Raw genomic sequence first — 24,100 nt, forward strand, 5'->3', positions numbered from 1 at the left:
CTCAACTGCATCGCTTACAAGCGTTCGATAATCGTCACGTTGGCCTGGCCGCCGCCTTCGCACATGGTCTGCAAACCGAAGCGTCCACCGCTGCGTTCCAGTTCATGCAGCAGGCTGCACATCAATCGGGTGCCGGTGGCGCCCAACGGATGGCCGAGGGCAATCGCGCCGCCGTTGACGTTGGTCTGATCGTGCGGATAGCCGGTTTCCTTGAGCCACGCCATGGCCACCGACGCGAAGGCTTCGTTGATTTCCACGCGATCGATGTCGTCCAACTGCATGCCGGCGCGTTTGAGCGCATAAGCGGTCGCCGGGATCGGCGCGGTGAGCATCCAGATCGGGTCTTCGGCACGCACGCTCAGGTGATGGATACGCGCACGCGGCGTCAGCCCGTAACGCCTGAGTGCTTTCTCCGAGACGATCAGCATGGCGCTGGCCGCATCGCAGGTCTGGCTGGACACCGCCGCCGTCACCCGGTCACAGCCAAACAGGCACTCCAGCTCGGCCATTTTTTCCAGGCTGGTCTGGCGCGGCGTTTCGTCGTGCAGGACCCCGGCCAGTGGCACGATTTCACGGTTGAATCGCCCCTCTTCAATAGCCCGCAAGGCGCGTTGATGGGACTCCAGGGCATAAGCTTCCAGTTGCGCGCGGGACAACCCCCACTTCTCGGCAATCATCTGCGCCGAACGGAACTGCGTCGGCGGTTGCGCGCCGTAGCGCCGGACCCACCCCTCGGAGCCGCTGAACGGGTCACTGAAACCCAGGGGTTCAGCGGCGATCATCGCCGAGGAAATCGGAATCTGGGTCATGGTTTGCACGCCACCGGCAACGACCACATCCTGGGTGCCGCTCATCACCGCTTGCGCAGCAAAGTGCACCGCTTGCTGTGACGAACCACACTGGCGGTCGATGGTGGTGCCGGGCACCGACTGCGACAGCCCGGCGGCCAGCCAACTGGTGCGGGCGATGTCCCCGGCCAGCGGGCCGATGGTGTCGACACAACCAAAGATCACATCGTCGTAATGGTCATCGGGAATGTCGTTGCGCTCGACCAGCGCGCGCAATACATGGGCGCCCAGATCGGCGGCGTGAATTTGACTCAATCCACCCTTGCGCCGGCCGGTGGGCGTGCGCAGGGCATCGACAATATAGGCTTCAGGCATGGTCTATCTCGGGGTAAGTTGAAGTCAGGCACATTGGCCAATGCCAGTCAGTAACGGTGCCGAAATCCCTGTGGGAGCGAGCCAGCTCGCGAAAGCGACGGGGCAGTAATCATCAAATCTGACCAGATGGCCCATTCGCGAGCAGGCTCGCTCCCACAGTGTCTTTTCAGCTGGACTGCCTCGCATTGCCATCAGAAAGTGTTGCCGGCACCCAGGGCGTGGTCAGCCTCGAACAGCGCCGTTCGGATTCGCCCCTTGTGCCGGCCGCGATCGCCCCAGACCTTGTCCAGCGCCCAGGCCCGTTTCATGAACAGATGCAGGTCGACCTCCCAGGTGTAACCCATGGCGCCGTGGGCCTGGATCGTGTTTTTCGCGGCGAGCAGGGCCGCTTCCGCCGTCGCCAGTTTGGCGTGCGACACCAGCACGTCCTGCCCCGGTTGTTGCTCGGCCAGCGCATACGCCGCGCGATACAGCGGCCCTTTGGCGAACTCGATCTGCACCGCGACGTTGGCCATCAAATGCTTGACCGCCTGAAACGAACCGACCGGTTTGCCGAACTGCTTGCGTTCAAAGGTGTAATCCACCGCGAGGTCGACCATGCGTTTGGCCAGCCCAAGCAATTGCGCAGCAGTGCCCAATGCACCACGGTTGAAGGCCGCGGCCCACAAGCGCCGGCCCCGCTCACCGGTAGCCACGCAGGTGGCGCTCGTCGGCGTCCAGTCGACCTGAAACAGCTGGCGACTGGGATCGACTGACACGTTGCGGGTCAGTCGCACGGCGTCACGCTCAACCGCATGCACCTCATCGCCATGAGCCAGCAACAGCAGATCGGCGACGTGGGCATCGCTGACCAGCGGGTTGCCCGGCTCGGCAACCGCCAACCGGGCGCGACCTTCGGCAACACGCGACAGCCACAGATGCTTGAGCGCCGCATGGCTTTCATCCAGGGCAGCGAGCATTGGCACGCCGATCAGCATTGTGTCCACCAGCGGTTCGGGCAAACCGGCATAACCGCATTCCTGAGCCAGCAGAATGAAATCCAGCTCATTCATGCCCATCCCGTCATGCGCCTCGGGCACGGTCAGCGCGGTCAGGCCCAGCGCCACCAATTGCGCCCACAATTGATCGCTGCGCCCACTGTCGCTGAGCCAAAGTTCGCGAAGGCGTTCCGGGGTGACTTCGTTGATCAGAAAACTTCTGACATTGTCCTGAAACAGCAACTGGTCGCGGCTGAAACTAAAGTCCATGGTCGATTCCTCAGGCACGCGGCATGCCGAGCATGCGTTCGGCGATGATGTTGCGTTGTATCTCGTTGGTGCCGGCGTAGATCGGCCCGGCCTGGGCAAACAGAAAACCTTCCAGCCAATGGCCGACATCGCCGGCGGCCGGCGCTTCGGGCAGCAGCTCGCTGCGCAGGCCGAGAATGCTCATGGCAGTGTCGTGCATGCGCTGATCGAGCTCCGACCAGAAGATTTTATTGGTCGAGGATTCCGCGCCGATCTTGCCGCCCTGCACCAATTGCGAGGCGGTCATGTAGGTGCTCAAGGTGTAAGCCTCGGCGTCCAGCCAGGCGCGCATCACCGCTTCGCCAATCGCCGGATCGCGGTCGGCCTGCTCGCGGTTGGCCTGGTAAAGCTGCACCAGGCGCCGGGCGGTTTCCTGAAAACGTGCCGGTGAGCGCAGCAGTAATCCACGTTCGAAACCGGCGGTGGACATCGCCACATGCCAACCCATGCCCTCGCCGCCCAAGGCGTTTTCCACCGGGACCTTGACGTCGTCGAAAAAGATTTCGGCGAAACCCGGCAAACCATTGAGTTGTGGAATTGGCCGTACGGTGATTCCCGGACTGTCGAGCGGTAGCAGGATAAAGGTCAGGCCTTGGTGGCGTTGCGAGTGCGGGTCGGTGCGAAAAATGCCAAACACCCAATCGGCCCAAACGGCCCGGGTCGACCAGGTTTTCTGGCCGTTGATCACGTAGTGGTCGCCCACCCGTTCGGCCTTCGAGCGAATCGCCGCCATGTCGGAACCGGCACCCGGCTCGGACCAGGCCTGGGCCCAAATGTCTTCACCCGTGGCCATGCGCGGCAGAAAACGCGCTTTCTGCGCCTCGCTGCCGTATTCCATCAGCGTCGGGCCGAGCAGGAAGATGCCGTTCTGATTGACCCGTGCCGGGGCGCCGGAGCGGTAGTATTCCTCTTCGAAAATCAGCCACTCGATCAGGTCGCAACCGCGCCCGCCGAGTTCGGTCGGCCAGGTCACCATGCCCCAGCGGCCCTCGTTGAGCCGGGCTTCCCAGGCTCGGTGCTCGGCAAAGCCTTGCTCGGTGTCGAACGATTGCAGCGCAGCGCGCGGTACATTGGCCGCCAGCCAGGTTCGCGCTTCGGCGCGAAAGGCCTGCTGGGCTGGTGTATAAGTCAGGTCCATGAGAGTGCCCTTAGCCGTTGAATCGGGCATCGCGTTTCTCGACGAACGAGTCGCGTGCTTCCTGAGAGTCCAGTGAGCGATAGGCTTCAAGCGTGAAGCCCTGCTCCCAGCGGTATTTGTCTTCCAGATGGCCGTCTTCGATGCCGTTCAGCGCTTCCTTGGCCAGGCTGATCATCGCCGGGCTCTTGGCGGCGATGGCGCGGGCGATCTGCAGCGCGGCCTCACGCAAATCCTCGCGCTTGACCACGCGCTCCACCGCTCCGAGGCGCCAGGCCTCGGTGGCGTCGATCATCTCGCCGGTGAAGTACATGTGCCGCACCTTCTGCACCGGGAACAGCCGCTGCAAATGCGCGCCGCCGCCCATCGCACCACGATCCACTTCGGGCACGCCGAAGGTGGCGCACTCGGACGCCACCAGGATGTCGGCAGCGCCACAGATGCCGATACCGCCGCCCAGTACGAAGCCGTGCACCGCAACGATCACCGGTTTCGGGTTGCGGTGGATCGCCTTGAAACTGTCGTAGTTGCCCTTGTTCACCGCGACAATCAGGTTGCCATCGGCGGCCAGTTCCTTGATGTCAACCCCGGCGCAAAAGCCGCGACCTTCGGCACGAATCACGATGACTCGCACCGTGCTGTCGCGACCGAGGCATTCGATCTCGCTGGCGATATCGGCCCAGCCCTGGCAGTTGAAGGCGTTGACCGGTGGCTGGTTGAACACCAGCTCGGCAATGCCGTTATCGATGCTGACGCTAAATGGTTTCATGCCTTTCCCCTTCACGACACACGGCGACACAGTTCGCCCAGACGCGTTTCGGCGTCGCGCACGATCTGCTCAATCAATTGGGCGCAGCTGGGCAAGCTGTCGATGGAGGCCGCGATCTGCCCGGCGGGCAGCACGCCGACCGCCGGTTGACCGTCGACCATGGCTTTCTGGATCACCATCGGCGCGTTGGCGGCCATCAGGCTTTGCGCGGCCGTCAGCTCACCGCTGCCACGCATCTTCAGTGCACTGGCCAGCAGTTGAATCAAGCTCATACCGCTGTGACGGCGGTAAGCGAGGCCACTCTGTACCGCCAGCAACCAACGTTTGAGACCGCCACTGGCTTCGAGCTGGTTGAGCAATTCGTTGCGGATCATCCGTTGCGGCATGCCGTCGATGGCGCGACTGATGATGATCGTCGCCGGGTCATTGACCGCCAGGTATCGGGCCAACGTCGCCTGCGGCACCGGGCTGTCGGCGCACATCAGAAAACGCGTGCCCATGGCAATGCCCTCGGCGCCGTAGGCCAGGGCCGACACCAGACCGTTGCCATCCTTGAAACCACCCGCCGCCACCACCGGCACCGAGACCGCATTGACCACTTGATCGAGCAACAATGAAGTCGGCACCGAGCCGGTATGCCCGCCACCCTCACCGCCCTGTACGGTCACCGCGTCGGCGCCCATTTCCACCGCTTTCTGCGCGTGCTTTAACGCACCGACGGTGGGAATGCACACCACGCCTGCGTCCTTCAAACGGCTGATCATCTGCTTGCCGGGCGAACGGCTGTAACTGACCGCCCGCACCTTGTGGCGCAAGACCAACTCGACGATGTCGCCGGCGTTGGCCTGGTACATATGAAAATTGACCCCGAACGGCTGGTCGGTCAGGCGCCGGGTTTCGAGGATTGCCGCCTCCATTCGTTGCGGTTCGATGGTCGCCCCGGCGAGAAAACCGAAGCCACCGGCATTGCCCGTCGCCGCCACCAGTTTCGGGTCGGCGACCCAGCCCATGGCGGTCTGGATAATCGGATAGCGGCAGCCGAGCAACTCGGTCAAACGGGTATTCAGCGAAATGGCCATGTTCATGCCCCACCCGATGGGCGTTGCGAACTGGCCATGGCCTTGGCGTCATAACCGCCGAGACGGTCCCCGGACACCAGTTCATTGTGGGCATGGGCGAAGTGGTGCAGACCGAACACCATGTCCATGGTCGCGCGCTTGCCCATCAGGTCTTCAGCGTTGTTGACCGCTTGTTTGCTCAGTTGCAGACCGAGGCGCGGCATCTGTGCGATGCGCCCGGCGATATCGAGGGTTTCCTGCTCCAGTGCGTCCCGGGCAACCACCCGATTGAGCATGCCCATCTGGTAGGCGCGCGCCGCCGGCATACGCTCACCAAGGAACAGAAATTCCTTGGCAATGCGCGGATTCAACTCATGCACATGGGCGAAATACTCGACGCCGGGAATGCCCATGCGCACCACTGGATCGGCGAAGTAAGAATCCTCACTGGCGACGATCAGGTCGCAGACCCAGGCCAGCATCAACCCGCCGGCGATGCACGCGCCCTGAACCATCGCGATGGTCGGCTTGGGCATTTCGCGCCAGCGCCGGCACATGCCCAGATAGACTTCCTGCTCCCGGGCATAGAGAAATTCGCCACCCGGTTTGTTGGTGTGGTCGTACCAAAGGCTCGCGCGGTCAAACGTCTGATGCACATCGCGGCCCGGCGTGCCGATGTCGTGCCCGGCGGAAAAATGCTTGCCAGCGCCACGCAGCACGATGACTTTCACCTCATCGTCATCACAGGCCCGGCGAAACGCCGCGTCCAGCGCGTAGGTCATCTGCGAGTTCTGCGCGTTGTGGTACTCCGGGCGGTTCATGGTGACCAGGGCCACCGCACCGCGCACTTCGTAGAGCACCACCTCGGCCTCGTTCTTGTCGTTATGTTCAGCCATCACTTTTCTCCAAAACCGGGGGCGCTCAGCGTTGGCCTGGCGGGTTGTCTTTGAGCTGAGTGGCGCGCAGGTTGTGCGGGTCCAGACGCTGGATCAGTTGCAGTTGCCCGGCAGTCGGTGCGGCCGTGGTCGGGCAGTCTGGCGGCACATGCAATTCGAATCCGGTGTTGTCCTGGACTTCAGCCACGGTGACGCCGGGGTGCAGCGAGCGAATGCGCATTTGCCGTAGCGGACCTTGGAAATCCAGCACGCAGAGGTCAGTGATGATCAGGCGGATATCAATGTCGTCCAGCGACCAGCCTCGCGCCAGACGCGCCGGGTTGTAGCCGACCGAAGCGACCATATCGACCTCGCCTTCGACGAACACCCGACGGTTGTGGCTGGGCACGCAAAAGGAATTGGCGTGGCTGATCGAGTTACCGGGAAAACCGCGCACCCCGAGCATCTGCGCCTTGGGTTTGGCGTAGTCACCGATGCACGAAATATTGGCCTGGCCGAAACGGTCGATCTGGGTCGGACCGACCAACGCATGGCGCTTGCCACCCCAGACGTTGTCGAAAATCCGCGAGAATCCCATCCAGCTATCGCGCTTGGGCTGATAGCCGTTGCGCGCGCCCAAGGGCACCGGTTCGGCGACCATGTAGGCTTCGGAGTCGGTCATCAGCAGCTGCGGATTGCTGCTGAGCATGGCCAGTGACGCGGCGAGGCGCGGGATCACGCCGATGCCGCTGGCCAACACCTCGCCATCGTCGCGCCAGGCCTCGGAGGCAGCGCAAATCATTAGTTCGGCGAGGCTGTAAGTAGTAGTGCTCATCGCAAGGCTCCCTCAGAAAATCGGCAACGGCAGTTGATGAATCGCAGCCAGGCCGCCGACCTTGTCCAGGTACTGTTCGTGGGTGCAGTCGACGTAGTCTCGGACATAGTTCTGCCAGCCATCGACGGCTTGGGCCGAAGCGTTGTAGGCCTTGAAGTGCGCCACGTCGAAACCGTAGAGCGGCGCGCAAGATGACGGATGCGCCCCGCCCGGCACGTGGGCCACCGCAGTGGTCAGGTTGCGTTCCCAGAACACTTGATGCGCGTGCCCGGGGTCGGCATGGAAAGCCTCGCTGTCGAGCAGTTCGTCGCAGGTGACGTAGCTGTGGGTCGCGGCCCGCACGAACAGGTCGTCCATGTAGTGATCGGGACCGCTGATCTGGCACACCCCGCGGACATCGGCGCGATCAACATGAATCAGCGCCGCATCGAGCTTGAGCGCTGGCATGGCGACCCAATCCTTGCCATCGGCATACGGCGAGGCGATCAGCTTGATCTGGCGGTTGTGGCGCAACACATCGGTGCCCAGGCCCACCGACGTCGGAATAAACGGCACATTCATCGCCGCCGCTCGCAGGCCGAGCAGCAGCATGCCTTCGTCGATTTCCATCACCTGCAGCGCCGCTTCCTGGCGGGCCTTGCGGAAGTACGGTTCCAGTGGAATGAAATCCAGGGAGACGAAGGCGAAGATCAGTTTCTTGATCTTGCCGGCAGCACAGAGCATGCCGACGTCGGCGCCGCCGTAGGCGACCACGGTGAGGTCCTTGAGGTCCGAGCGCAGAATTTCGCGCACCAGCGCCATGGGTTTACGTCGCGGGCCCCAACCACCGATACCGATGGTCATGCCGTCACGCAGTTGGCCGACCATCTCGGCCGTGGTCATTCGCTTGTCCATCGTCATCTTCCTCATTGGCGGCCGACACTGAAATCGTGGCCCCAGTGGCTGACCACGGTGCTTTCAAACGGGGTGTGGCGATCCCAGTCGACCACCAGGCCATCGCAGCCGTATTCCAGGTCAAACCCGGACGGCGTTTTGATGTAGAACGAGATCATCTGATCGTTGGTGTGCTGGCCAAGAGTGGCCGACAGCTTCACGCCGTTGGCGTGCACCCGGTCCAGCGCTCGACCGACTTCGTCCAGCGCGTTGACCTCAACCATCATGTGCACGCAACCGTGGGGCATCGGGCACTCGAAAATCGCCAGCGAGTGGTGCCGACCGTTATTGCAGTGCAGGAAGTGAATGCGCTTTTGCGGCTCAGCCGGGTCCGGGGTGAAGCGCACTTTCATCAAGTCGGACAGCCCGAAACCGAGCACCTGCTCGTAGAAATCCCGGCAACGCTCAAAGCTCGGTGCCGGCAATACCACGTGGCCCATGCCCAGCTCGCTGGTGACAAAGCCCTTGACCCCGACCGGTGAAACGAAGCGTGCGAAGTCCTGCAACGGGCCCCAGAACAGTTCGTGGCGATTGCCATCCGGGTCGCTGAAGTGCACCAGTTCCTGGACTTTACGCAGCTCGGCTTCGGCCACGGTGCCGCGAGTGACTTGCACGTCGGCCTGTTGCAGGTCGACGACTGCCTGTTCGAGGGCCGCTTTGCCCGCCACTTCCCAGCCGCAGGTACCGAAGCCGTTGTCGGCGCTTTTCTGCACCAGGATGCGGTAGTGGCGCTCGTCCATTTTCAGGTACAGGCGCTCATCGTCATCGTTGCCGACAACCATCATGCCCAGCACCTGGCTTGCATACTGACGCCATTGTGCCAGGTCGCTGGATAACAGGGTGACGTAACCCAGACCACGGATATCCATGGATGCACTCCTCGTTTTTGTCAGGCCGAGCCGCCCTTCGGCGATGGCCGGGGGAGACTTTATGTAGGGCTATTCAAGCGGGTTCGAGGAGCGCCAACATCGTCCAATGGGACTAGCGGGAATGGATGGCTCAGGGATAAGAAAACGGACAGTGAGGGATACCTGCAGGAGCTGCCGAAGGCTGCGATCTTTTGATCTTGATCGACTTGGGATCACCCAGAATCAAGGTCAAAAGATCGCAGCCTTCGGCAGCTCCTACAGGGGATTGTGGGTGCTGGTGAACTTGTGGGAGCGAGCCTGCTCGCGAAGAGGCCATGACAGTCAACATCGATGTTGAATGTGAGGCCGCCTTCGCGAGTAGGCTCGCTCCCACAGGGAGGGGATGCGGTGTTCAATGGCTTGAGTGTCGAGCTTTACGCCTTACGAAAATGTGGAATCACTTTCTCGCCAATATTACGTAAGGTCTCCAACTGCGCCCACTGCGGCACGGTGCCCATCTGGCAGATGAACAGAATCTCGTCGGCACCGGCATCGATCAGTCGCTGCACGTAACCGATGCAATCCTCGACCGTGCCGTAGGCGTGGTTGGGGTTCATCATGGCCATGGTCGGGTCGGAGAAATCGACGCTGACTTCTTCCGAGGCAAAGCGCGACTTGATCACGCTCTGGCCGTTGCCATCGACGAAGGTATCGTCCTTCCACTTCTCCGGGTCCGGGCGTTCGCCTCCGCCATACCAGTAACCCAACGACTCCATGAAGTAGCGCTGGCCACGAATACCAATACGGCGCGCTTCTTCGTTGTCTTCCAGCACAATCGCCGGGCACAACGCGGCGATGTGGCGATTGGGACGGAAACCCACCTGCTGCTTCTCATCGCGACTATCAAAGGCTTCGTGATAAACCTCGACCTTCTTGGCGATTTCTTCCGGGCCACCGAAGCCCAGCACCAAGGCGCCCATGGCGCGACCACCAGCCTTTTTCAGCGATTCGGTGTTAGTGCAGGCCAGGTACATCGGCGGGTGCGGGTCTTGATAAGGCTTGGGATGGATCGGTCGTTTCGGGATTTGCACGAAGTCGCCGTTATGCTCGATTTCGTCCTGCACGAACATCTTCGGGATCAGGTACATCATCTCGTCGATCTGCGGTTGCAACGTCGCCAGGTCGTAACCGAAGGTGCCGGCCTCCTGTTGAGTGCCGCCCTTGCCAACGCCAAAGTGCACACGGCCCTTGGACAGCAGGTCGAGGGTGGCAATGCGTTCCGCCACTTTCACCGGGTGGTTCATTGCCGGTGGCAGGCAGACCACGCCGTGGCCAATGCCAATGCGCTCGGTTTTGCCGGCGACGAACGCCAGCATGGTTTCCGGCGCGGACATGTGCGAGTAGTTACTCAGCGCCGTGTGTTCCACGCACCAGAACGTGTCGAAACCAAGCTTGTCGGCCAGCACCGCTTGCTCGACCGTGTCTTCGAAAATCCGGCGGTCACCTTCGCGGCTGGAATCCACCGTCTGGGCTTCGTAAATCAGGGAAAATTTCATGGTTGATCCTTGTGTCTATATAGATGCGCAGTCGGCGCCTGAGACCTACGCCTTGGGCCCATGCTCGGCCATCAAAGCGGCGCTCGAATCACGCAAACGGACTAGCTGATTCAGGTGCAAAAGGTCAGAGAAAAAAGTCGTTGCTGTCCGAGCCCATGCTCACGCCGCCGAGGTTCCAGGCGTACTTGGCCGGGTTGTTGGCAACGTGGGCGCGACCGGTGTGAATGTCACGAAACGCCCGGTTGATTGCATGCCCGCGAAAGATCGTCGAGGCGCCGCTGTTGAACATCAGCTCGGCGACCGCTTTGGCGCATTTGTCGGCCACCAGCGCCGAGTCGTAACGCATCTTCACCCGCTCCGGCATGCTTAACGGTTCGGCGTTTTGCGCCCGCTGCAGCATCAGGGCGAAGTTGCGCAGCAACACGGTCTTGCACTCATCAACGCAGACCATAGCGTTGGCCAGTGCCGATTGCGCGGCCGGGTCCTGGACCATTTTGCGACCGTCGTTGACCCCGACCCGCGCACGGTTGTGCTCGATAAACTGATCGACTGCACCTTGCAGCGCGCCGATGGCCGACGACGACACCGCGCGCACAAAAATCTGCCCGAACGGCAGTCGAAACAGCGGCGCGGTGTTCACCGCATTGCCTGGGCTGTCCTGCATGAAACCGTCGAAGGCCCGGTGCGTGCGGTACTCCGGCACGAAGGCGTTTTCCACCAGAATGTCGTGGGAACCGGTGGCTTCCAGGCCCATGACATTCCAGTTATCGAGGATCTGGTAGTCACTGCGCGGCAGCAGGAAAGTCCGGTAATCCGGCGCCCCACCCGCCTCCGCAGGCGGCACCAGCGCGCCGAGGAAGACCCAGTCGCAATGCTTGCTGCCAGAAGAAAACCCCCAGCGCCCACTCAATTTGAAACCGCCCTCGACCCGCTCGACCTTGCCCACCGGCATATAGGAAGAAGAAATCAGCACACTGGAATCGGTGCCCCAGACATCCTGCGCCGCGCGGTCATCGAACAGCGCCAGTTGCCAGTTATGGATCGCGACCACACCGAGCACCCAGGCCGAAGACATGCAGCCCTCGGCGAGGGTCATCTGCACCTCGAAAAAGTCCTTGGGCTCCAGCTCATAGCCTTCCCAGCGCGACGGCTGAAGGATGCGAAAGAACCCGGCATCGTGGAAATCGCGCAGGGTCTCTTCAGACAATTGGCCCAGTTGCGCGGCATGCGGGGCACGTTCACGCAGAATCGGCACCAACTCGCGGGCACGTTGGCTCAGACGCTGGCGAATCAGGTCTTGGTTGAGCATTTTTATTGTTCTCCTCTGGTCACCCCATCCGCCGGGGCGCGCGTGCAGCGGGGCGGATGCAGCACCAGCGGTGCTCGCCTCCACCGCGGTATTCAAACAATGCACAGCGCAGCGGACATCCCTCAAACGGACCATGTCGAGTGGAGAACCGCGAAAAACCAAGCAGGATCAAAAGATCGCAGCCTTCGGCAGCTCCTACGGGGGAATGCATACATCCGGGAGAGATGGGTTGGTTGTCAGGGCGCCTTCGCGAGCAGGCTCGCTCCCACAATTGGGCCGAGTACGTTCGGGAGGAATGGGTTAGCTGGCAGGACGCCTTCGCGGGCAAGCCTCGCTCCTACAATTTGGGCCGAGTGCGTTCGGGAGGAATGGGTTAGCCGGCAGGACGCCTTCGCGGGCAAACCTTGCTCCTACAAATTGATCGAGTGCATCCGGGAGAGATGGGTTGGTTGTCAGAGCGCCTTCGCGGGCAAGCCTCGCTCCTACAACATCAAAAGCGGAGCGGCATACACCGCCCCGCTCCTCACCACTCAAGGCCGAGCGTTAGCTCGCCTGCCCTCGATCTTGACCCACCCGCCCCTTCGGGAGGCTGAGTGGAGGTGTTCAGCTGGGGGGTGGGCGCGTAGCGCCGTGCGGCGAAGCCGCACACATCGAGAGGAGGTCGTCGCGAAGCAGACCGTAGGCGATGCCCCCAGATGAATACCGGAACGAAGGAACGCCGAGCCTAAGCGAGGGGCCGGACGCCGGGGCGAGACCTTTTGGTTCCTTTTGGGGCGTTTGCCAAAAGGGACTCGCTGTAAGAGCGAAACCATAAGCGGCCATAACCGCAGCAACGGATATACACCCAACCACCCACAACCTGGTCGGCCCAGAGGCCGCCAAGGCCTAGTCCCCTCGGACGATGTTACAACCCAGAGCAAGAGCAAGAATCCATCGCACTCCAGGCACAACGAAAGGGCTAGTGCAATGAACGACATCAATCTGAAAGCCGACATGCTCCAGGCCATGCGCCGCCTGGCCAAATCAGTCACCATCATCAGCACCAGCAACGGCTCCGAGCGGTTCGCCATGGCCGCCACAGCCGTCGACTCCCTCAGCACCGAACCACCGTCGCTACTTATCTGCGTCAACAAAACCGCCTCACCGCACGCAGCGTTAGCCACCGGCGCCGACTTCTGCGTCAACATCCTAGGCATCGACCAACAAGACCTCGCCCACCTGTGCAGCGGCGCCATCAAAGGCGAAGCACGGTTCGACCGCGGCAACTGGCTCACCAGCGCCGGCGGCATCCCCTACCTGGGCGACGCCCAATCGGCGATCCTCTGCCGCCAGGACGGCCACTTCAGCTACGGCACCCACACCGTCTTCATCGGACGCATCCTGCAAATCCACACCAGCGACACCATCACCCCACTGGTGTACCTCGACGGCAGCTACACCACCACCGCCAACCCCGTCCCCTCCTTCGCCGTCGCCGGCTGAGGCCAGAAAAAATGGACAGCCTGAACGGGTTGACAGCGTTGCGAGTGAACAGCGCCGACCAGTTGCACTGGGATGACCGCTGCGACCTGCTGGTGGTCGGTTTCGGCGGTGCCGGCGCGTGTGCCGCCATCGAAGCCGCCAGTCGCGATTTGGCAGTACTGGCGCTGGACCGCTTCGAAGGCGGCGGCGCAACGGCACTCAGTGGCGGCGTGGTGTATGCCGGTGGCGGCACGCCGTATCAGCGCCAGGCGGGTTATGACGACAGCAGCGACGCGATGTTCAATTACCTGCGTCAGGAAGTCGGTGAAGCGGTCAACAGCCAGACCTTGCGAAGTTTCTGCGAAGGCAGCGTCGAGCAACTGGCATGGCTGGAGCGTCAGGGTGTCGCGTTCGAATCCAGCGTGCCACCGCATAAAACCTCGTACCCAAGCGATCAGTACTACCTCTATTACTCCGGCAACGAAGCCGTGCCGGCCTATGCCGCCACTGCCAAACCGGCACCGCGCGGCCATCGCACCAAAGGCCCCGGCATGTCCGGCGCCAGCCTCTTCGCCCCACTCAAGGCCAGCGCCTTGCGCCACGGTGCGCGGTTGCGCAGCCAGTGCGAAGTGCGGCGCCTGGTGCTCGACATGAACGATCACGTGCTGGGAGTCGAAGCCTGGTACCTGCCGCCCGACAGTCCCGCCGCCCGTCATCATGCGCGACTCTCTCGCTGGGCCAGCGCCATCCACATGTACGCCCCGGCCTTGGCCGACCGTTTACGCGCCCGCTTGCGCCGCATCGAGCAGACCCATGCCGAGCGTCAGCTGATTCGCGCCGAACACGGTGTGTTGCTGAGCAGCGGAGGCTTTATTTTCAATCGCCAGTGGGTCCGCCGCCATGCACCACATTATCTGGCCGGTTTGCCGCTGGGGACCACCGGCTGCAACGGCAGCGGCATCGCACTGGGCCTGAGCGCGGGCGGGAGCGTGGCGCGGCTGGACAAAGTCAGCGCCTGGCGCTTTATCAACCCGCCGCTGGCCTGGGCCCGGGGGTTGATCGTCAACGCGCGTGGCCAGCGTTATGCCAACGAAGAAATCTACGGCGCGACCCTCGGCCACATCATGGTCGAGGAACACGACGGCCGCGCGATTCTGCTACTCAACCGGGCGCTGGTGCGTGAGGCATTGCGTCAGGTCGGCCCGGGCAAAGTCTGGCAATTCCAGCGCCTGCCGGTGTTGCTCAACTTGCTGTTCAACGCCAGGCGCAGCAACAGCCTGACGAAACTGGCCAAGCGCTGCGGGCTGCCCGCCGAATCCCTGCAACACAGCGTGCAGACCTACAGCCGCGCTGCGCGGGGCGAAATCATCGATGCCTTCGGCAAGTCGTCCGCCATGCTCGCCGACATGGACCAGGGTCCGTGGTACGCCCTCGATCTGTCCTTCGCCAGTCGCCTGTTCCCCTGCCCGGTCATCACCCTCGGCGGGTTGAAAGTCTGCGAACGCAGCGGCCAGGTGCTGGACCATGCCGACGCCCCGATTCGCGGCCTGTACAGCGCAGGGCGTAATGCGGTCGGGGTTGCTTCCAATTTGTATGTGTCCGGCCTGTCGCTGGCCGACTGCATTTATTCCGGTCGCCGGGCCGCGGCCCATGTGGCCGACCAAGTCGCACTTCAAACCACACGCTCAGGAGAACAACAATGCAACGTGTAGAAGGCAAAGTCTGCATCATCACCGGCGCCGCCAGCGGCATCGGTCGCGAAGACGCCCTGCTGTTGGCCCGTGAAGGCGCCAAGGTAGTACTGACCGATCTCAACGAAGAAGCCGGACACCAGGTTGCCTCGCAAATCGGCAGCAACGCGCTGTTCATTCGTCACGACATTGCCAGCGAAAGCGACTGGCAACACGTCATCAAAACCACCCTGGAACACTTCGGGCGTCTCGACGTACTGGTGAACAACGCTGCGATCCTGGCGCTGGGCAGCATCGAAGACACCACGCTGGAGCTGTGGCAGAAGGTGCAGAAGATCAATGGCGACGGCTACTTCCTGGGCTGCAAATACGCGATCCAGGCCATGAAGGAAACCGGCGGCGGCTCGATCATCAATATGTCATCGGTGGCAGCGCTCGGCGCGATGCCGATGTTCTGCGCCTACTCGGCCTCAAAAGGCGCAGTGGCGGCCATGACCCGCTCTATCGCTTTGCACTGCAAGCAGCAGGGTTACCGCATTCGCTGCAACAGCGTGCACCCGGATGGCGTCAACACACCCATGACCCAGGCTCTGACGGGAGGCCAACCGATCCCTCAGGAAGCCCTGGATCAGGACCCGATGAACCGCATGTGCGCGCCACGGGACATCGCCAACGTGGTGCTGTTTCTCGCCACGGACGAGTCGCGTTTCGTCAACGGTGCCGAGATTCGCGTCGACAACGCCCAATTGATCAGCGGGCTCTGAGGCCGAGGTGAACATGGGCACGCAGATGCAGAACCTGACACCGGCCGAATCCACAACCGGAAGCTATTCACTGAAAGTGTGCGCGGTGATCGACGAGACCGCCGATGCGCGCTCGCTGGTGCTGGATGTCCCGCCGCACCTGAGTAATCGCTTTCGCTACAAACCGGGCCAGTTCCTGAGTTTTCGCGTGCCCTGCGCCGGCAAGCTGTTGACCCGCTGTTATTCGATGGCCAGCTCTCCGTTCGCCGATGCACTGCCCAAAGTCACAGTGAAACGGGTCGACGGCGGCCGGGTGTCGAACTGGATGAACGAAGTGCAGGTCGGTGACTGGCTGGAGGTATTGCCACCGGCCGGGCATTTCTGCCTGGACGAAGAGCAATCGGCTACAAGGCCGCTGGTGCTGTTCGGCGGCGGCTCGGGGATCACGCCGGTGTTTTCCATTCTCAAATCGGTGCTGCACAACAGTCAGCGGCCCATCCAGTTGATCTACGCCAACCGTGACGAAGCCTCGGTGATTTTCAAGGATGAACTGTGTCAGTTGATCAAGGCGCATCCTGATCAACTGCACGTGGTACACGTCCTCGACTCGGTGCAGGGTTTCCTGACCGACGCCCAGGTCCGTCATTTGCTGCGCGGTTCGGCGGGGGGTGACTACTTCATCTGCGGGCCCGGTCCGTTTATGGACACCGTGGAGCGCACGCTGCTGGGACTGGGTGAAGCCGCCGAACGCATCCACGTCGAGCGTTTCGTCTCGCCGCCCGATCCTGACGAACTGCTGGCGGCAGAAACCCTGGCCCGGGCCGCCGCCCTCGGCTCAACATGCGAAGCGCTGATCGTTGAGCTTGACGGCCTGCAACACGAAATTGCCTGTCGCCCCGGCGACACCCTGCTGCAAAGTTGCAAAGCCGCCGGTCTGGACGTGCCTTCTTCCTGCGAAGAAGGGTTTTGCGGAGCCTGCATGTGCGTGGTCCAGGAAGGTGAAATCCAGCTGGCACGCAACGATGTGCTCAGCCCCAAAGAACTGGCTGAAGGCTGGACACTGGCGTGTCAGAGCCGCCCGACCGGCGCTCGAGTACGGCTGAAGTTCCCGGATTGAGCGCTCGTCAGCCATAGTCTCAACGGACGATCACCTTGATCGGGTCTGCGGTTAGACTCGGCCACAGCATTAGCCCACAACAATAAAAGAGGTGCAGTTATGGCTCGTTTGCAGAACAAGGTCGCGGTGGTAACCGGCGGCGCGTCAGGGATCGGTCTGGCCTGTGTGCGCCGCTTCGCCGCTGAAGGCGCGCAAGTGGTCGGTCTGGACATCGGCACCGCACCGGCGGATTTCCCTGGCCTGTTCATGACCCTCGACGTGCGCGATGAAGCGCAGGTGCAGCAAGTCATGCAAGAAGTCGTCAGCCATTTCGGGGGCATCGACGTGCTGGTCAACGCCGCCGGTGTCGCCGATCAGGGCAGCGTGACCCAGACCACCACCGCCAACTGGCAACGGGTGATGGACATCAACCTGACGGGCAGCATGCTCACCAGCAAATACGCGCTGGAATCAATGGTGGCGCAACGCGCGGGTTCGATCATCAACGTCGGCTCGATCTTCGGCCTGCAAGGCTGCGACGGCAATGTGGCCTATAACGTCTCCAAGGGCGGCATCAACCAGCTGACGCGCTCGATGGCCATCGACTACGGCTACGCCAATATTCGCGTCAACGGTTTGTGCCCGGGCCTGATCGAAACGCCGATGACCAGCATGGTCCGCGAGCAGGAAGCCTTCCACGCCTTCTTCGCCTCACAGCACATGCTCAACCGCTCGGGCCAACCGGAAGAAGTGGCCAACGTCGCGCTGTTCCTGGCCTCGGACGAAGCATCCTTCGTCAGCGGGCAAATGATCGCCGTGGACGGTGGTTTCTCCGCCGGCCGCCGCTTCGCCCCGCCCGCCGCCTGAATCGTCATCCGGCCGGGCGCCCTGCCCGGCCACTCCCCTTTTTGCACTTGTCCTCTAGCCGAGGAGGCCCCATGCCGCCCGTCGCACACGCACTGACCATTCCCCAACTGTTCGCCAACGTGGCCCAGACCTACGGTGACCGCGCAGCCATCGAGGATGGGCACCGCTCGATCAGTTATCGCGAGCTCAACCAACTGCGCCGCCAGGCCGCCCGCGCGCTGCTGGCACTGGACGTTCAGGTTGGGGATCGGGTGGCGATCTGGGCGCCCAATGTCTGGGAATGGATCGTTGCCGCAGGCGCGTTGCAGAGCGTCGGCGCTGCGCTGGTGCCACTCAACACCCGTATGAAGGGCAGCGAGGCCGGTTACATCCTGCGCGAAAGCGGCGCCTGCGTGCTGTTTGCCATCGGTGAATTCCTGGGTGCCGATTACCCGCGCATGCTCGCCTCGGAAACGTTGCCGGCGCTGCGCCAGATCGTCACCCTGCGCGGCGGCGAATCCGGCACCCTGGGGTGGGAGGATTTTCTCGCGCGGGCGGACGACGTGCCGCAACTGGCACTGCAAACCCGCGAACGTAGTGTTGGCCCGCAAGCGCTGTCCGACCTGCTGTTCACCTCAGGCACCACCGGCAAACCCAAAGGGGTGATGACCTGCCACGGGCAAAACCTGCGAATCGTGCGCGACTGGAGCGAAGTCGTCGGCTTGCGTGAGGGTGATCGCTACCTGATCGTCAATCCGTTCTTCCATTCTTTCGGCTACAAGGCCGGTTGGCTGGCGGCGCTGATGCGCGGTTGCACCATCGTGCCGCAGCAGGTGTTTGATGTGCAGGCCGTGCTTGAATGCGTCCAGCGCGAGCGCATCACCGTGTTGCCGGGGCCGCCGACGCTTTATCAATCGCTGCTCGCCCATCCGCAACGCAAGGATTTTGATCTGAGCTCATTGCGCGTCGCGGTGACCGGGGCCGCCGCGATTCCCGTAGAGATGATCCAGCGCATGCGCGATGAACTGGGGTTTGCCACGATCGTCACCGCTTATGGCCTCACCGAAGTCTGCGGTTTCGCGACGATCTGCCGCCCAGGCGACGCCCAGGAGTTGGTGGCCAATACCAGCGGACGCGCGATGCCCGGTGTCGAAATCCGCTGCGTCGCCAGCACCGGACGCAGCCAGCCAGCCAATGTCCCCGGCGAGATCCAGGTGCGCGGTTACAACCTGATGCAAGGCTATTTCAATGATCCGCAGGCCAGCCAGGAGATCGTCGATGCCGATGGCTGGCTGCACACCGGGGACATCGGTGTGCTCGACGAACAGGGTTATTTGCGCATCACTGATCGTCTGAAGGACATGTTCATCACTGGCGGTTTCAACGTGTACCCGGCGGAGATCGAACATTGTTTGCTGACGTATCCCGGCGTGGCCCAGGTCGCGGTCATCGGCATCCCCGACGAGCGCCTGGGTGAAGTGGCGATGGCTTTCCTGCTACCGGCGCCGGGCAGCGAGATCGAGCCGGCCCGATTCCTCGCCTGGTGCCGCGAACAGATGGCCAACTACAAAGTCCCGCGCCGGGTGCAAGTGCTTGCGAGCATGCCGCTGAACGCGGCGGGCAAAGTGACCAAGAATGTGTTGCGTGAGTGGGCGTTGATGTCAGTCAGTTGAGCCCGGGATGTCCGCAAAAAGATCGCAGCCTTCGGCAACTCCTACAGGTGTACTCAATCCCCTGAAGGAGCTGCCGAAGGCTGCGATCTTTTGACCTTGATTTTGTGGGAGCGGGCTTGCTCGCGAAGGGGCCATCAGCCTCGACATCCATGTTGACTGACACTGCGCATTCGCGAGCAAGCCCGCTCCCACAGGGTTTGTGTTCGACACGATAACGGGGGCTAGACCACCCGCGCTGGATGCTGTTGGCGCGGGTCACCCAACATGGCCCGATGGGACGGTGGCTGGCGGCCCTCATCTTCGCTGATGCCATAGCCAGCAGCGATTTCGGCGGTGATCAAGGTCTGTCCGGAGAACGTCATCAACTGCGAATCATTGAGCAAGGCATGCATCACCCGGCCATTGAATTGCGGGGTTTCGGCATTGGCCAGAAACGCCCGGTATTGCTCGCCATGCTGCTCGCCGGCAATCCGCGTGCGCTCGGTCAGTTGCGGGCCGAGCCACAGCGACAACGCCGCCACGCCCTTCCCTTCGAAATCGATGGCCATGTCAGCCGCCAGCTTGTCGACCCCGGCCTTTTGCGCACCGTAGGCCGGCCCGTGCATGTAACACCCGGCACCGAATGACGAGGTGAAGCAGATCAACCCCTGGCCGCTGCGCAACAACAACGGCGCCGCAAAGTAACTGGCGATGTAGGCCGAGCGCAGACCGACGTCGAGGATCCGCACCAGGTCCAGCGGTTTCTCCCAGAACGGTCCCGGCTCGATCAACTGGTCATGGATAAACGCTGCATTGTTCACCAGTAAATCCAGGTGCCCGCATTCCTGCTCAACCCGGGCGAACAGCGCTTGAACCTGCGCATCGTCGCCATGATCGCAAACCACTGCGATGCCGCGCCCACCGGCCGCGGTAATCGCGGTGGCGGTGTCTTCCAGGGAGCCGCGCAACGCATGCCCGTATAGCATCGACCCGCCATGCGCCGGGGCGCGTCCAGTGACGTACACCGTCATCCCCGCAGCGCCAAGGGCCAGGGCAATGCCCTGGCCGACCCCGCGACTGGCGCCGGTCACGACCGCGACTTGCTCACGTAGCTGATTCATTCGACGCTCCTGAGTGCACTTTTGACCGCGCTGGCCTGGCTCTGATGTTTGATGTGATTGGCTGCCAGGTAACCGAAGGTCATCGCCGGCCCAATGGTCGAACCCGCGCCCGGGTACGTGCGGCCCATCATCGACGCGGCGCTGTTACCGATGGCATACAAGCCATTGATCGGTTGCCCATCCTCGTGCAGGACCCGGGCGTGAACATCGGTCAGCAAACCACCCTTGGTGCCGATGTCGCCGGCGTCGATGCACACGGCGTAGAACGGACCTTTGAGCAACGGCGCGAGACACGGGTTGGGCTGAACATTCGGATCGCCGTAGTAACGATCGAACAGCGATTCACCCTTATGGAAATCGTCGTCGCGGCCCTGCACGGCCATGCTGTTGAAGCGCTGCACCGTGCGTTCCAGCCCGGCCGCATCGACGCCGATCTTTTGCGCCAGTGTTTGCAGGTCCGAGGCTTTGTGAAAGTACTCGCGCAGGTGCTCGGGCAGTTGCCAGTCGCGCTGGGCATAACCTGGCAACAACGCGCCACACGGGTATTTGCGCCGGAACTCGGCGTCGAACACCATCCAGCACGGCACACTCACGGCGCCTTCGCGGTTGTTGGCGTACATCGCGTAGACGATATCGGTGTAGGGCGCCGCCTCGTTGACGAAACGCTCGCCGGCGGCGTTGACCATGATGCAACCCGGCAAGGTTCGCTCGACGAACAGGGCACGCTGTTTTTCTTCACCTTTGACATGGGTGGTCGGCGCCCACCAACTGTGCTCCATAAGGGCTGTGCGTGCGCCAATCGCCTGACCGGCGCGGATGCCGTCGCCGGTATTGTGCGGCGGCGTGGCACTCCACAACGCCTGGGTCGGCTGTGGCAGGTATTGCTCACGCATCGCCTGATTACGTTCGAAACCACCGGCCGCGATGATCACGCCGTAGCGCGCCTTGACGTTGAGTAACTGCCCGTCGCGACAGACGCGAGCGCCGCCCACCCGGTCGCCGACGATCAGCAATTCTTCCAGTGCACAGTTCAGCCAAAGGGGCTTGCCGCGATCCTGCAACGAACAACGCAGGGCACCGATCAACGCGTTGCCCAGGGTCAGGAACCGATCGCGACGAGACAATCGCCGCCCCTCGCGGTCACGCCAATAGCGCCACATCACCCGCAGGGTCAGGCGCAACCAGCCGGGGCCACGGCATAGCAACACCTGCGCTTCTTTCATGGTCATCGCCATGCGTCCCATCATCAGGGTGCCGGGCGATGGCGCGCGCATCCGCAAGAATTCTTCGCCTAGTTCGGCGGCGTCAAACGGTTGCGGGTCCATCGAGCGATAACCCGGTTTGCCACCTTCGACTTCCGGGTAGTAATCGGCATAAGCCGGTTGCGCTTCGAAGCGCACACGGGTCTGTCGTTCAAGGTATTCGACCATTTCACGGCCGTGTTCGACGTAGGCCTCGATGCGCCCGTCGTCGATCTCGCCGTGGGTCACCGCACGAATGTAGGCAATGGCCTCGGCGGCTGAATCGCTGCCGCCAAGGGCCTTGATCCGATGGTTATCGGGGATCCAGATGCCACCGCCGGACACCGCCGAGGTGCCGCCATATTCGGCGCTCTTCTCGATCACCAATGCATTGAGCCCCAGGTCATGGGCACGCAATGCAGCGGTCATGCCCCCTGCTCCGGAGCCAATCACCAGTACATCGCAGCACTCATCCCATTTGATTTCGGCAGCGTTCATGCGGTCACCCTTGCTCAGCGCCCATCAGGCAGAAACCGCCGCCGCCAGATCTTCGCCCGGTGCAGTCGGTCTCGGGATTGTTCGCCGCGCGTCTTGCGGGGTCATCGTCCGATGGGACTAAGGCGCAGATCGAGGCTCCCTGACTCCCTGTAGGAGCTGTCGAGTGCAACGAGGCTGCGATCTTTTGACCTTCGTTTTGAAAATCAAAAGATCGCAGCCTCGTTGCACTCGACAGCTCCTACACCGACCCGGTGTTTGCCCCCTGCAAATCGCTTAGTCCGCTTGGACGATGTTGCTTCCCAAAGCTGACTCCATAGTCGCCCACAGCAGCACTCACCCCCTGAAATTGCAGGTCGGGGCAGGCCTGACCTGGGCATGAGGACGACATGATAAAAACAATAATCGCCCCACCATCGCTTCACCCTCGCGTACAGCTGGCCGTGTTGTTGCTGGCCAGTGGACTGGGCAGCCAGGCCAGCGCGATGAGTTTCCAGCCGAACGAAGATTTGAGCGTCGACTGGGACACCACGCTGACTTACAGCCTGGCGTGGCGAACCGAATCGCGCGATCACAAGCTGACGAGGAATGCTGACGCCAACGATGGCGACAACGCGTTCGACAAAGGCAGCCTGATCAACAACCGCAGTGGTTTCCTCACCGAAGCCAACATCAAGTGGCGTGACGACTACGGGGTGTTCCTGCGGGCGACGGGTTTCTACGACAACGTTTACGACCAGGGCAACGACAACGACAGCGGCACCTCGAACTGCTTCGCCGGCGGTCATTGCAGCCGTCCCGACCGGTTCTCCCAAGACACCATCGATCAGCACCGCAATGAACTGCGCATGCTCGACTACTACGCCTATGGCACGTGGGACATGGGCGGGCACAACCTCAACGCGCGGCTCGGCAACCAAGTGGTGAGCTGGGGTGAAAGCCTGTTCTACCCCGGTATTTCCGCAGCGCAGAGCCCGGTGGATGCAACCAAATCGACTACGCCAGGTGTCGAGGTCAAGGAAATTCTGCTGCCCGTCGGCCAACTGTTCACGCAGTTCAGCCTGACCGACAGCCTCGATCTGCAGGCGTACTACCAATACAAATGGGAAAAAACCGAGCTGTTCGGCGTCGGCAGCTACTTCTCTACCACCGACTTCATCGACGAAGGGGGTTTCAACGACTCCACCGGTTTCCTGACGCGCCTTAAAGACGACAAGCCCAGCGACAGCGGCCAGTACGGCGTGGCGCTGACCTATGCCGCCGCGTCGCTGAACAACACCGAGTTCGGCGTCTACTACTCGCGTTATCACGACAAGACCCCGTCGCTGGATTTCCAGACAACGCTGGGACGTTACCAAGTTCGCTACTTCGACAACATCGACCTGTTCGGCGCGAGCTTCTCCACGGTGCTCGGCAGTGTGAGCTGGGCCGGTGAAGTCAGCTACCGCGACGGTACACCGGTGATGGTCGATAACGGGTTCTCCAGCCCGGTGCGCGGTAAAACCGTGCAGGCGCAGACGTCGATGATTTATGTGCTCGGCCCGACCTCCTGGGCCGACAACACCACCCTCACCGGCGAGCTGGTTTACAACACCGTGATCAGCAACGACAAGTCGCAGCCAGTGAACCTGGCACCCGGCGTCTCGTTGCCGGGTACCGACAGCCTGGTCTACGACCGCGACGCCTGGGGTTACACGGTGCAGGCGAGCTTCGATTACAACGACGTGTTCAGCGGCTGGGACATGTCGGTGCCCATCACTTTCAGCACCGCCGCCCACGGCGACAGCTCGATGGTGGGTTCGATCAACTCAGGGCAAGGCGACGACCGCGCCAGCATCGGCAGCTCGTGGCGCTACCTCGGCAACTTCACCGTCGAAGCCCGTTACAACGCCTACCTGGGCAACGCCAACAACGCCCCGTTGGCCGACCGCGACAACGTCGCGCTCAACTTCAAATACCGGTTTTGATTCCCCTGATGGAGGAGCAC

The 24,100-nt window shown here is 62.2% G+C and carries 20 protein-coding genes; 7 read left to right on the plus strand and 13 right to left on the minus strand.

Annotation, left to right across the window (positions count from 1 at the left end):
• Positions 1-14: 14 nt before the first annotated feature.
• The 11 genes from ACWIKB_RS30420 to ACWIKB_RS30470 all read right to left on the minus strand — a co-directional run bounded on the left by ACWIKB_RS30420 (position 15) and on the right by ACWIKB_RS30470 (position 11,767).
• On the minus strand, positions 15-1,163 hold the full coding sequence (locus tag ACWIKB_RS30420) for an acetyl-CoA C-acetyltransferase (RefSeq protein WP_475271208.1): 1,149 nt from the start codon (positions 1,161-1,163) through the stop codon (positions 15-17).
• 191 nt (positions 1,164-1,354) lie between these two features.
• Positions 1,355-2,410: an acyl-CoA dehydrogenase family protein gene (locus ACWIKB_RS30425; RefSeq protein WP_475271209.1), complete on the minus strand. Its 1,056-nt coding sequence runs from the start codon at positions 2,408-2,410 to the stop codon at positions 1,355-1,357.
• A gap of 10 nt (positions 2,411-2,420) precedes the next feature.
• A complete protein-coding gene (locus ACWIKB_RS30430) occupies positions 2,421-3,587 on the minus strand; it encodes an acyl-CoA dehydrogenase family protein (protein WP_475271210.1) in 1,167 nt (388 codons plus the stop codon).
• A 10-nt stretch (positions 3,588-3,597) separates the two neighbouring features.
• The gene (locus ACWIKB_RS30435; protein ID WP_475271211.1) at positions 3,598-4,353 is read right to left on the minus strand and encodes an enoyl-CoA hydratase family protein; all 756 of its coding nucleotides are present in this window, start codon (positions 4,351-4,353) and stop codon (positions 3,598-3,600) included.
• An 11-nt stretch (positions 4,354-4,364) separates the two neighbouring features.
• Complete coding sequence (locus ACWIKB_RS30440; RefSeq protein WP_475271229.1) at positions 4,365-5,432, minus strand: NAD(P)H-dependent flavin oxidoreductase; 1,068 nt, start codon at positions 5,430-5,432, stop codon at positions 4,365-4,367.
• Positions 5,433-5,434: 2 nt separating this feature from the next.
• Positions 5,435-6,307, minus strand: a complete 873-nt coding sequence (locus ACWIKB_RS30445; RefSeq protein ID WP_401325175.1) for an enoyl-CoA hydratase — start codon at positions 6,305-6,307, stop codon at positions 5,435-5,437.
• Between the two features lie 25 nt (positions 6,308-6,332).
• Complete coding sequence (locus tag ACWIKB_RS30450) at positions 6,333-7,121, minus strand: CoA-transferase subunit beta (RefSeq protein ID WP_475271212.1); 789 nt, start codon at positions 7,119-7,121, stop codon at positions 6,333-6,335.
• Between the two features lie 12 nt (positions 7,122-7,133).
• The gene (locus tag ACWIKB_RS30455) at positions 7,134-8,015 is read right to left on the minus strand and encodes a CoA transferase subunit A (RefSeq protein ID WP_475271213.1); all 882 of its coding nucleotides are present in this window, start codon (positions 8,013-8,015) and stop codon (positions 7,134-7,136) included.
• Positions 8,016-8,026: 11 nt separating this feature from the next.
• A complete protein-coding gene (locus tag ACWIKB_RS30460) occupies positions 8,027-8,923 on the minus strand; it encodes a VOC family protein (RefSeq protein ID WP_475271214.1) in 897 nt (298 codons plus the stop codon).
• 413 nt (positions 8,924-9,336) lie between these two features.
• Entirely contained in the window at positions 9,337-10,458 is a 1,122-nt protein-coding gene (locus ACWIKB_RS30465) for an LLM class flavin-dependent oxidoreductase (RefSeq protein ID WP_401325163.1), read from the minus strand.
• A 124-nt stretch (positions 10,459-10,582) separates the two neighbouring features.
• The gene (locus ACWIKB_RS30470) at positions 10,583-11,767 is read right to left on the minus strand and encodes an acyl-CoA dehydrogenase family protein (protein ID WP_475271215.1); all 1,185 of its coding nucleotides are present in this window, start codon (positions 11,765-11,767) and stop codon (positions 10,583-10,585) included.
• A gap of 966 nt (positions 11,768-12,733) precedes the next feature.
• Here ACWIKB_RS30470 and ACWIKB_RS30475 point away from each other — a divergent pair.
• From ACWIKB_RS30475 to ACWIKB_RS30500, 6 genes are all read left to right on the plus strand, one after another.
• Positions 12,734-13,249, plus strand: coding sequence for a flavin reductase family protein (locus tag ACWIKB_RS30475; protein ID WP_475271216.1), 516 nt, complete (start codon positions 12,734-12,736; stop codon positions 13,247-13,249).
• An 11-nt stretch (positions 13,250-13,260) separates the two neighbouring features.
• Positions 13,261-14,940 (plus strand): FAD-binding protein, encoded by a 1,680-nt coding sequence (locus ACWIKB_RS30480; protein ID WP_475271217.1) that lies wholly within the window; start codon positions 13,261-13,263, stop codon positions 14,938-14,940.
• Entirely contained in the window at positions 14,928-15,683 is a 756-nt protein-coding gene (locus ACWIKB_RS30485; RefSeq protein ID WP_401325151.1) for a glucose 1-dehydrogenase, read from the plus strand. Before ACWIKB_RS30480 ends, ACWIKB_RS30485 begins: the two co-directional genes overlap by 13 nt.
• A gap of 13 nt (positions 15,684-15,696) precedes the next feature.
• A complete protein-coding gene (locus ACWIKB_RS30490) occupies positions 15,697-16,779 on the plus strand; it encodes a 2Fe-2S iron-sulfur cluster-binding protein (protein WP_475271218.1) in 1,083 nt (360 codons plus the stop codon).
• Positions 16,780-16,878: 99 nt separating this feature from the next.
• On the plus strand, positions 16,879-17,625 hold the full coding sequence (locus ACWIKB_RS30495) for an SDR family NAD(P)-dependent oxidoreductase (protein WP_401325146.1): 747 nt from the start codon (positions 16,879-16,881) through the stop codon (positions 17,623-17,625).
• 71 nt (positions 17,626-17,696) lie between these two features.
• Positions 17,697-19,277: a FadD3 family acyl-CoA ligase gene (locus ACWIKB_RS30500; RefSeq protein WP_475271219.1), complete on the plus strand. Its 1,581-nt coding sequence runs from the start codon at positions 17,697-17,699 to the stop codon at positions 19,275-19,277.
• Between the two features lie 221 nt (positions 19,278-19,498).
• On the opposite strand, the gene ACWIKB_RS30505 is transcribed toward ACWIKB_RS30500, so the two are convergent.
• Together ACWIKB_RS30505 and ACWIKB_RS30510 are read right to left on the minus strand one after the other, a co-directional pair.
• Entirely contained in the window at positions 19,499-20,377 is an 879-nt protein-coding gene (locus ACWIKB_RS30505) for an SDR family NAD(P)-dependent oxidoreductase (RefSeq protein ID WP_475271220.1), read from the minus strand.
• A complete protein-coding gene (locus ACWIKB_RS30510) occupies positions 20,374-22,116 on the minus strand; it encodes an FAD-binding protein (protein WP_475271221.1) in 1,743 nt (580 codons plus the stop codon). The genes ACWIKB_RS30505 and ACWIKB_RS30510 overlap by 4 nt, the downstream gene beginning before the upstream one ends.
• Positions 22,117-22,502: 386 nt before the next feature.
• Between ACWIKB_RS30510 and ACWIKB_RS30515 the strand changes: the two genes are divergently transcribed.
• On the plus strand, positions 22,503-24,080 hold the full coding sequence (locus ACWIKB_RS30515) for a DUF1302 domain-containing protein (protein WP_475271222.1): 1,578 nt from the start codon (positions 22,503-22,505) through the stop codon (positions 24,078-24,080).
• Positions 24,081-24,100: the final 20 nt, after the last annotated feature.

This window comes from Pseudomonas sp. 5Vm1k, assembly GCF_056161485.1.

Bases quoted from the DNA above. Each gene is read 5' to 3' on its own strand.
- ACWIKB_RS30495 (WP_401325146.1), top strand. From the start codon at position 16,879: ATGGCTCGTTTGCAGAACAAGGTCGCGGTGGTAACCGGCGGCGCGTCA.
- ACWIKB_RS30470 (WP_475271215.1), bottom strand. From the start codon at position 11,767: ATGCTCAACCAAGACCTGATTCGCCAGCGTCTGAGCCAACGTGCCCGC.
- ACWIKB_RS30445 (WP_401325175.1), bottom strand. From the start codon at position 6,307: ATGGCTGAACATAACGACAAGAACGAGGCCGAGGTGGTGCTCTACGAA.
- ACWIKB_RS30510 (WP_475271221.1), bottom strand. From the start codon at position 22,116: ATGAACGCTGCCGAAATCAAATGGGATGAGTGCTGCGATGTACTGGTG.
- ACWIKB_RS30485 (WP_401325151.1), top strand. From the start codon at position 14,928: ATGCAACGTGTAGAAGGCAAAGTCTGCATCATCACCGGCGCCGCCAGC.
- ACWIKB_RS30460 (WP_475271214.1), bottom strand. From the start codon at position 8,923: ATGGATATCCGTGGTCTGGGTTACGTCACCCTGTTATCCAGCGACCTG.
- ACWIKB_RS30500 (WP_475271219.1), top strand. From the start codon at position 17,697: ATGCCGCCCGTCGCACACGCACTGACCATTCCCCAACTGTTCGCCAAC.
- ACWIKB_RS30455 (WP_475271213.1), bottom strand. From the start codon at position 8,015: ATGGACAAGCGAATGACCACGGCCGAGATGGTCGGCCAACTGCGTGAC.
- ACWIKB_RS30420 (WP_475271208.1), bottom strand. From the start codon at position 1,163: ATGCCTGAAGCCTATATTGTCGATGCCCTGCGCACGCCCACCGGCCGG.
- ACWIKB_RS30425 (WP_475271209.1), bottom strand. From the start codon at position 2,410: ATGGACTTTAGTTTCAGCCGCGACCAGTTGCTGTTTCAGGACAATGTC.
- ACWIKB_RS30515 (WP_475271222.1), top strand. From the start codon at position 22,503: ATGATAAAAACAATAATCGCCCCACCATCGCTTCACCCTCGCGTACAG.
- ACWIKB_RS30435 (WP_475271211.1), bottom strand. From the start codon at position 4,353: ATGAAACCATTTAGCGTCAGCATCGATAACGGCATTGCCGAGCTGGTG.
- ACWIKB_RS30505 (WP_475271220.1), bottom strand. From the start codon at position 20,377: ATGAATCAGCTACGTGAGCAAGTCGCGGTCGTGACCGGCGCCAGTCGC.
- ACWIKB_RS30480 (WP_475271217.1), top strand. From the start codon at position 13,261: ATGGACAGCCTGAACGGGTTGACAGCGTTGCGAGTGAACAGCGCCGAC.
- ACWIKB_RS30490 (WP_475271218.1), top strand. From the start codon at position 15,697: ATGGGCACGCAGATGCAGAACCTGACACCGGCCGAATCCACAACCGGA.
- ACWIKB_RS30475 (WP_475271216.1), top strand. From the start codon at position 12,734: ATGAACGACATCAATCTGAAAGCCGACATGCTCCAGGCCATGCGCCGC.
- ACWIKB_RS30450 (WP_475271212.1), bottom strand. From the start codon at position 7,121: ATGAGCACTACTACTTACAGCCTCGCCGAACTAATGATTTGCGCTGCC.
- ACWIKB_RS30465 (WP_401325163.1), bottom strand. From the start codon at position 10,458: ATGAAATTTTCCCTGATTTACGAAGCCCAGACGGTGGATTCCAGCCGC.
- ACWIKB_RS30430 (WP_475271210.1), bottom strand. From the start codon at position 3,587: ATGGACCTGACTTATACACCAGCCCAGCAGGCCTTTCGCGCCGAAGCG.
- ACWIKB_RS30440 (WP_475271229.1), bottom strand. From the start codon at position 5,432: ATGGCCATTTCGCTGAATACCCGTTTGACCGAGTTGCTCGGCTGCCGC.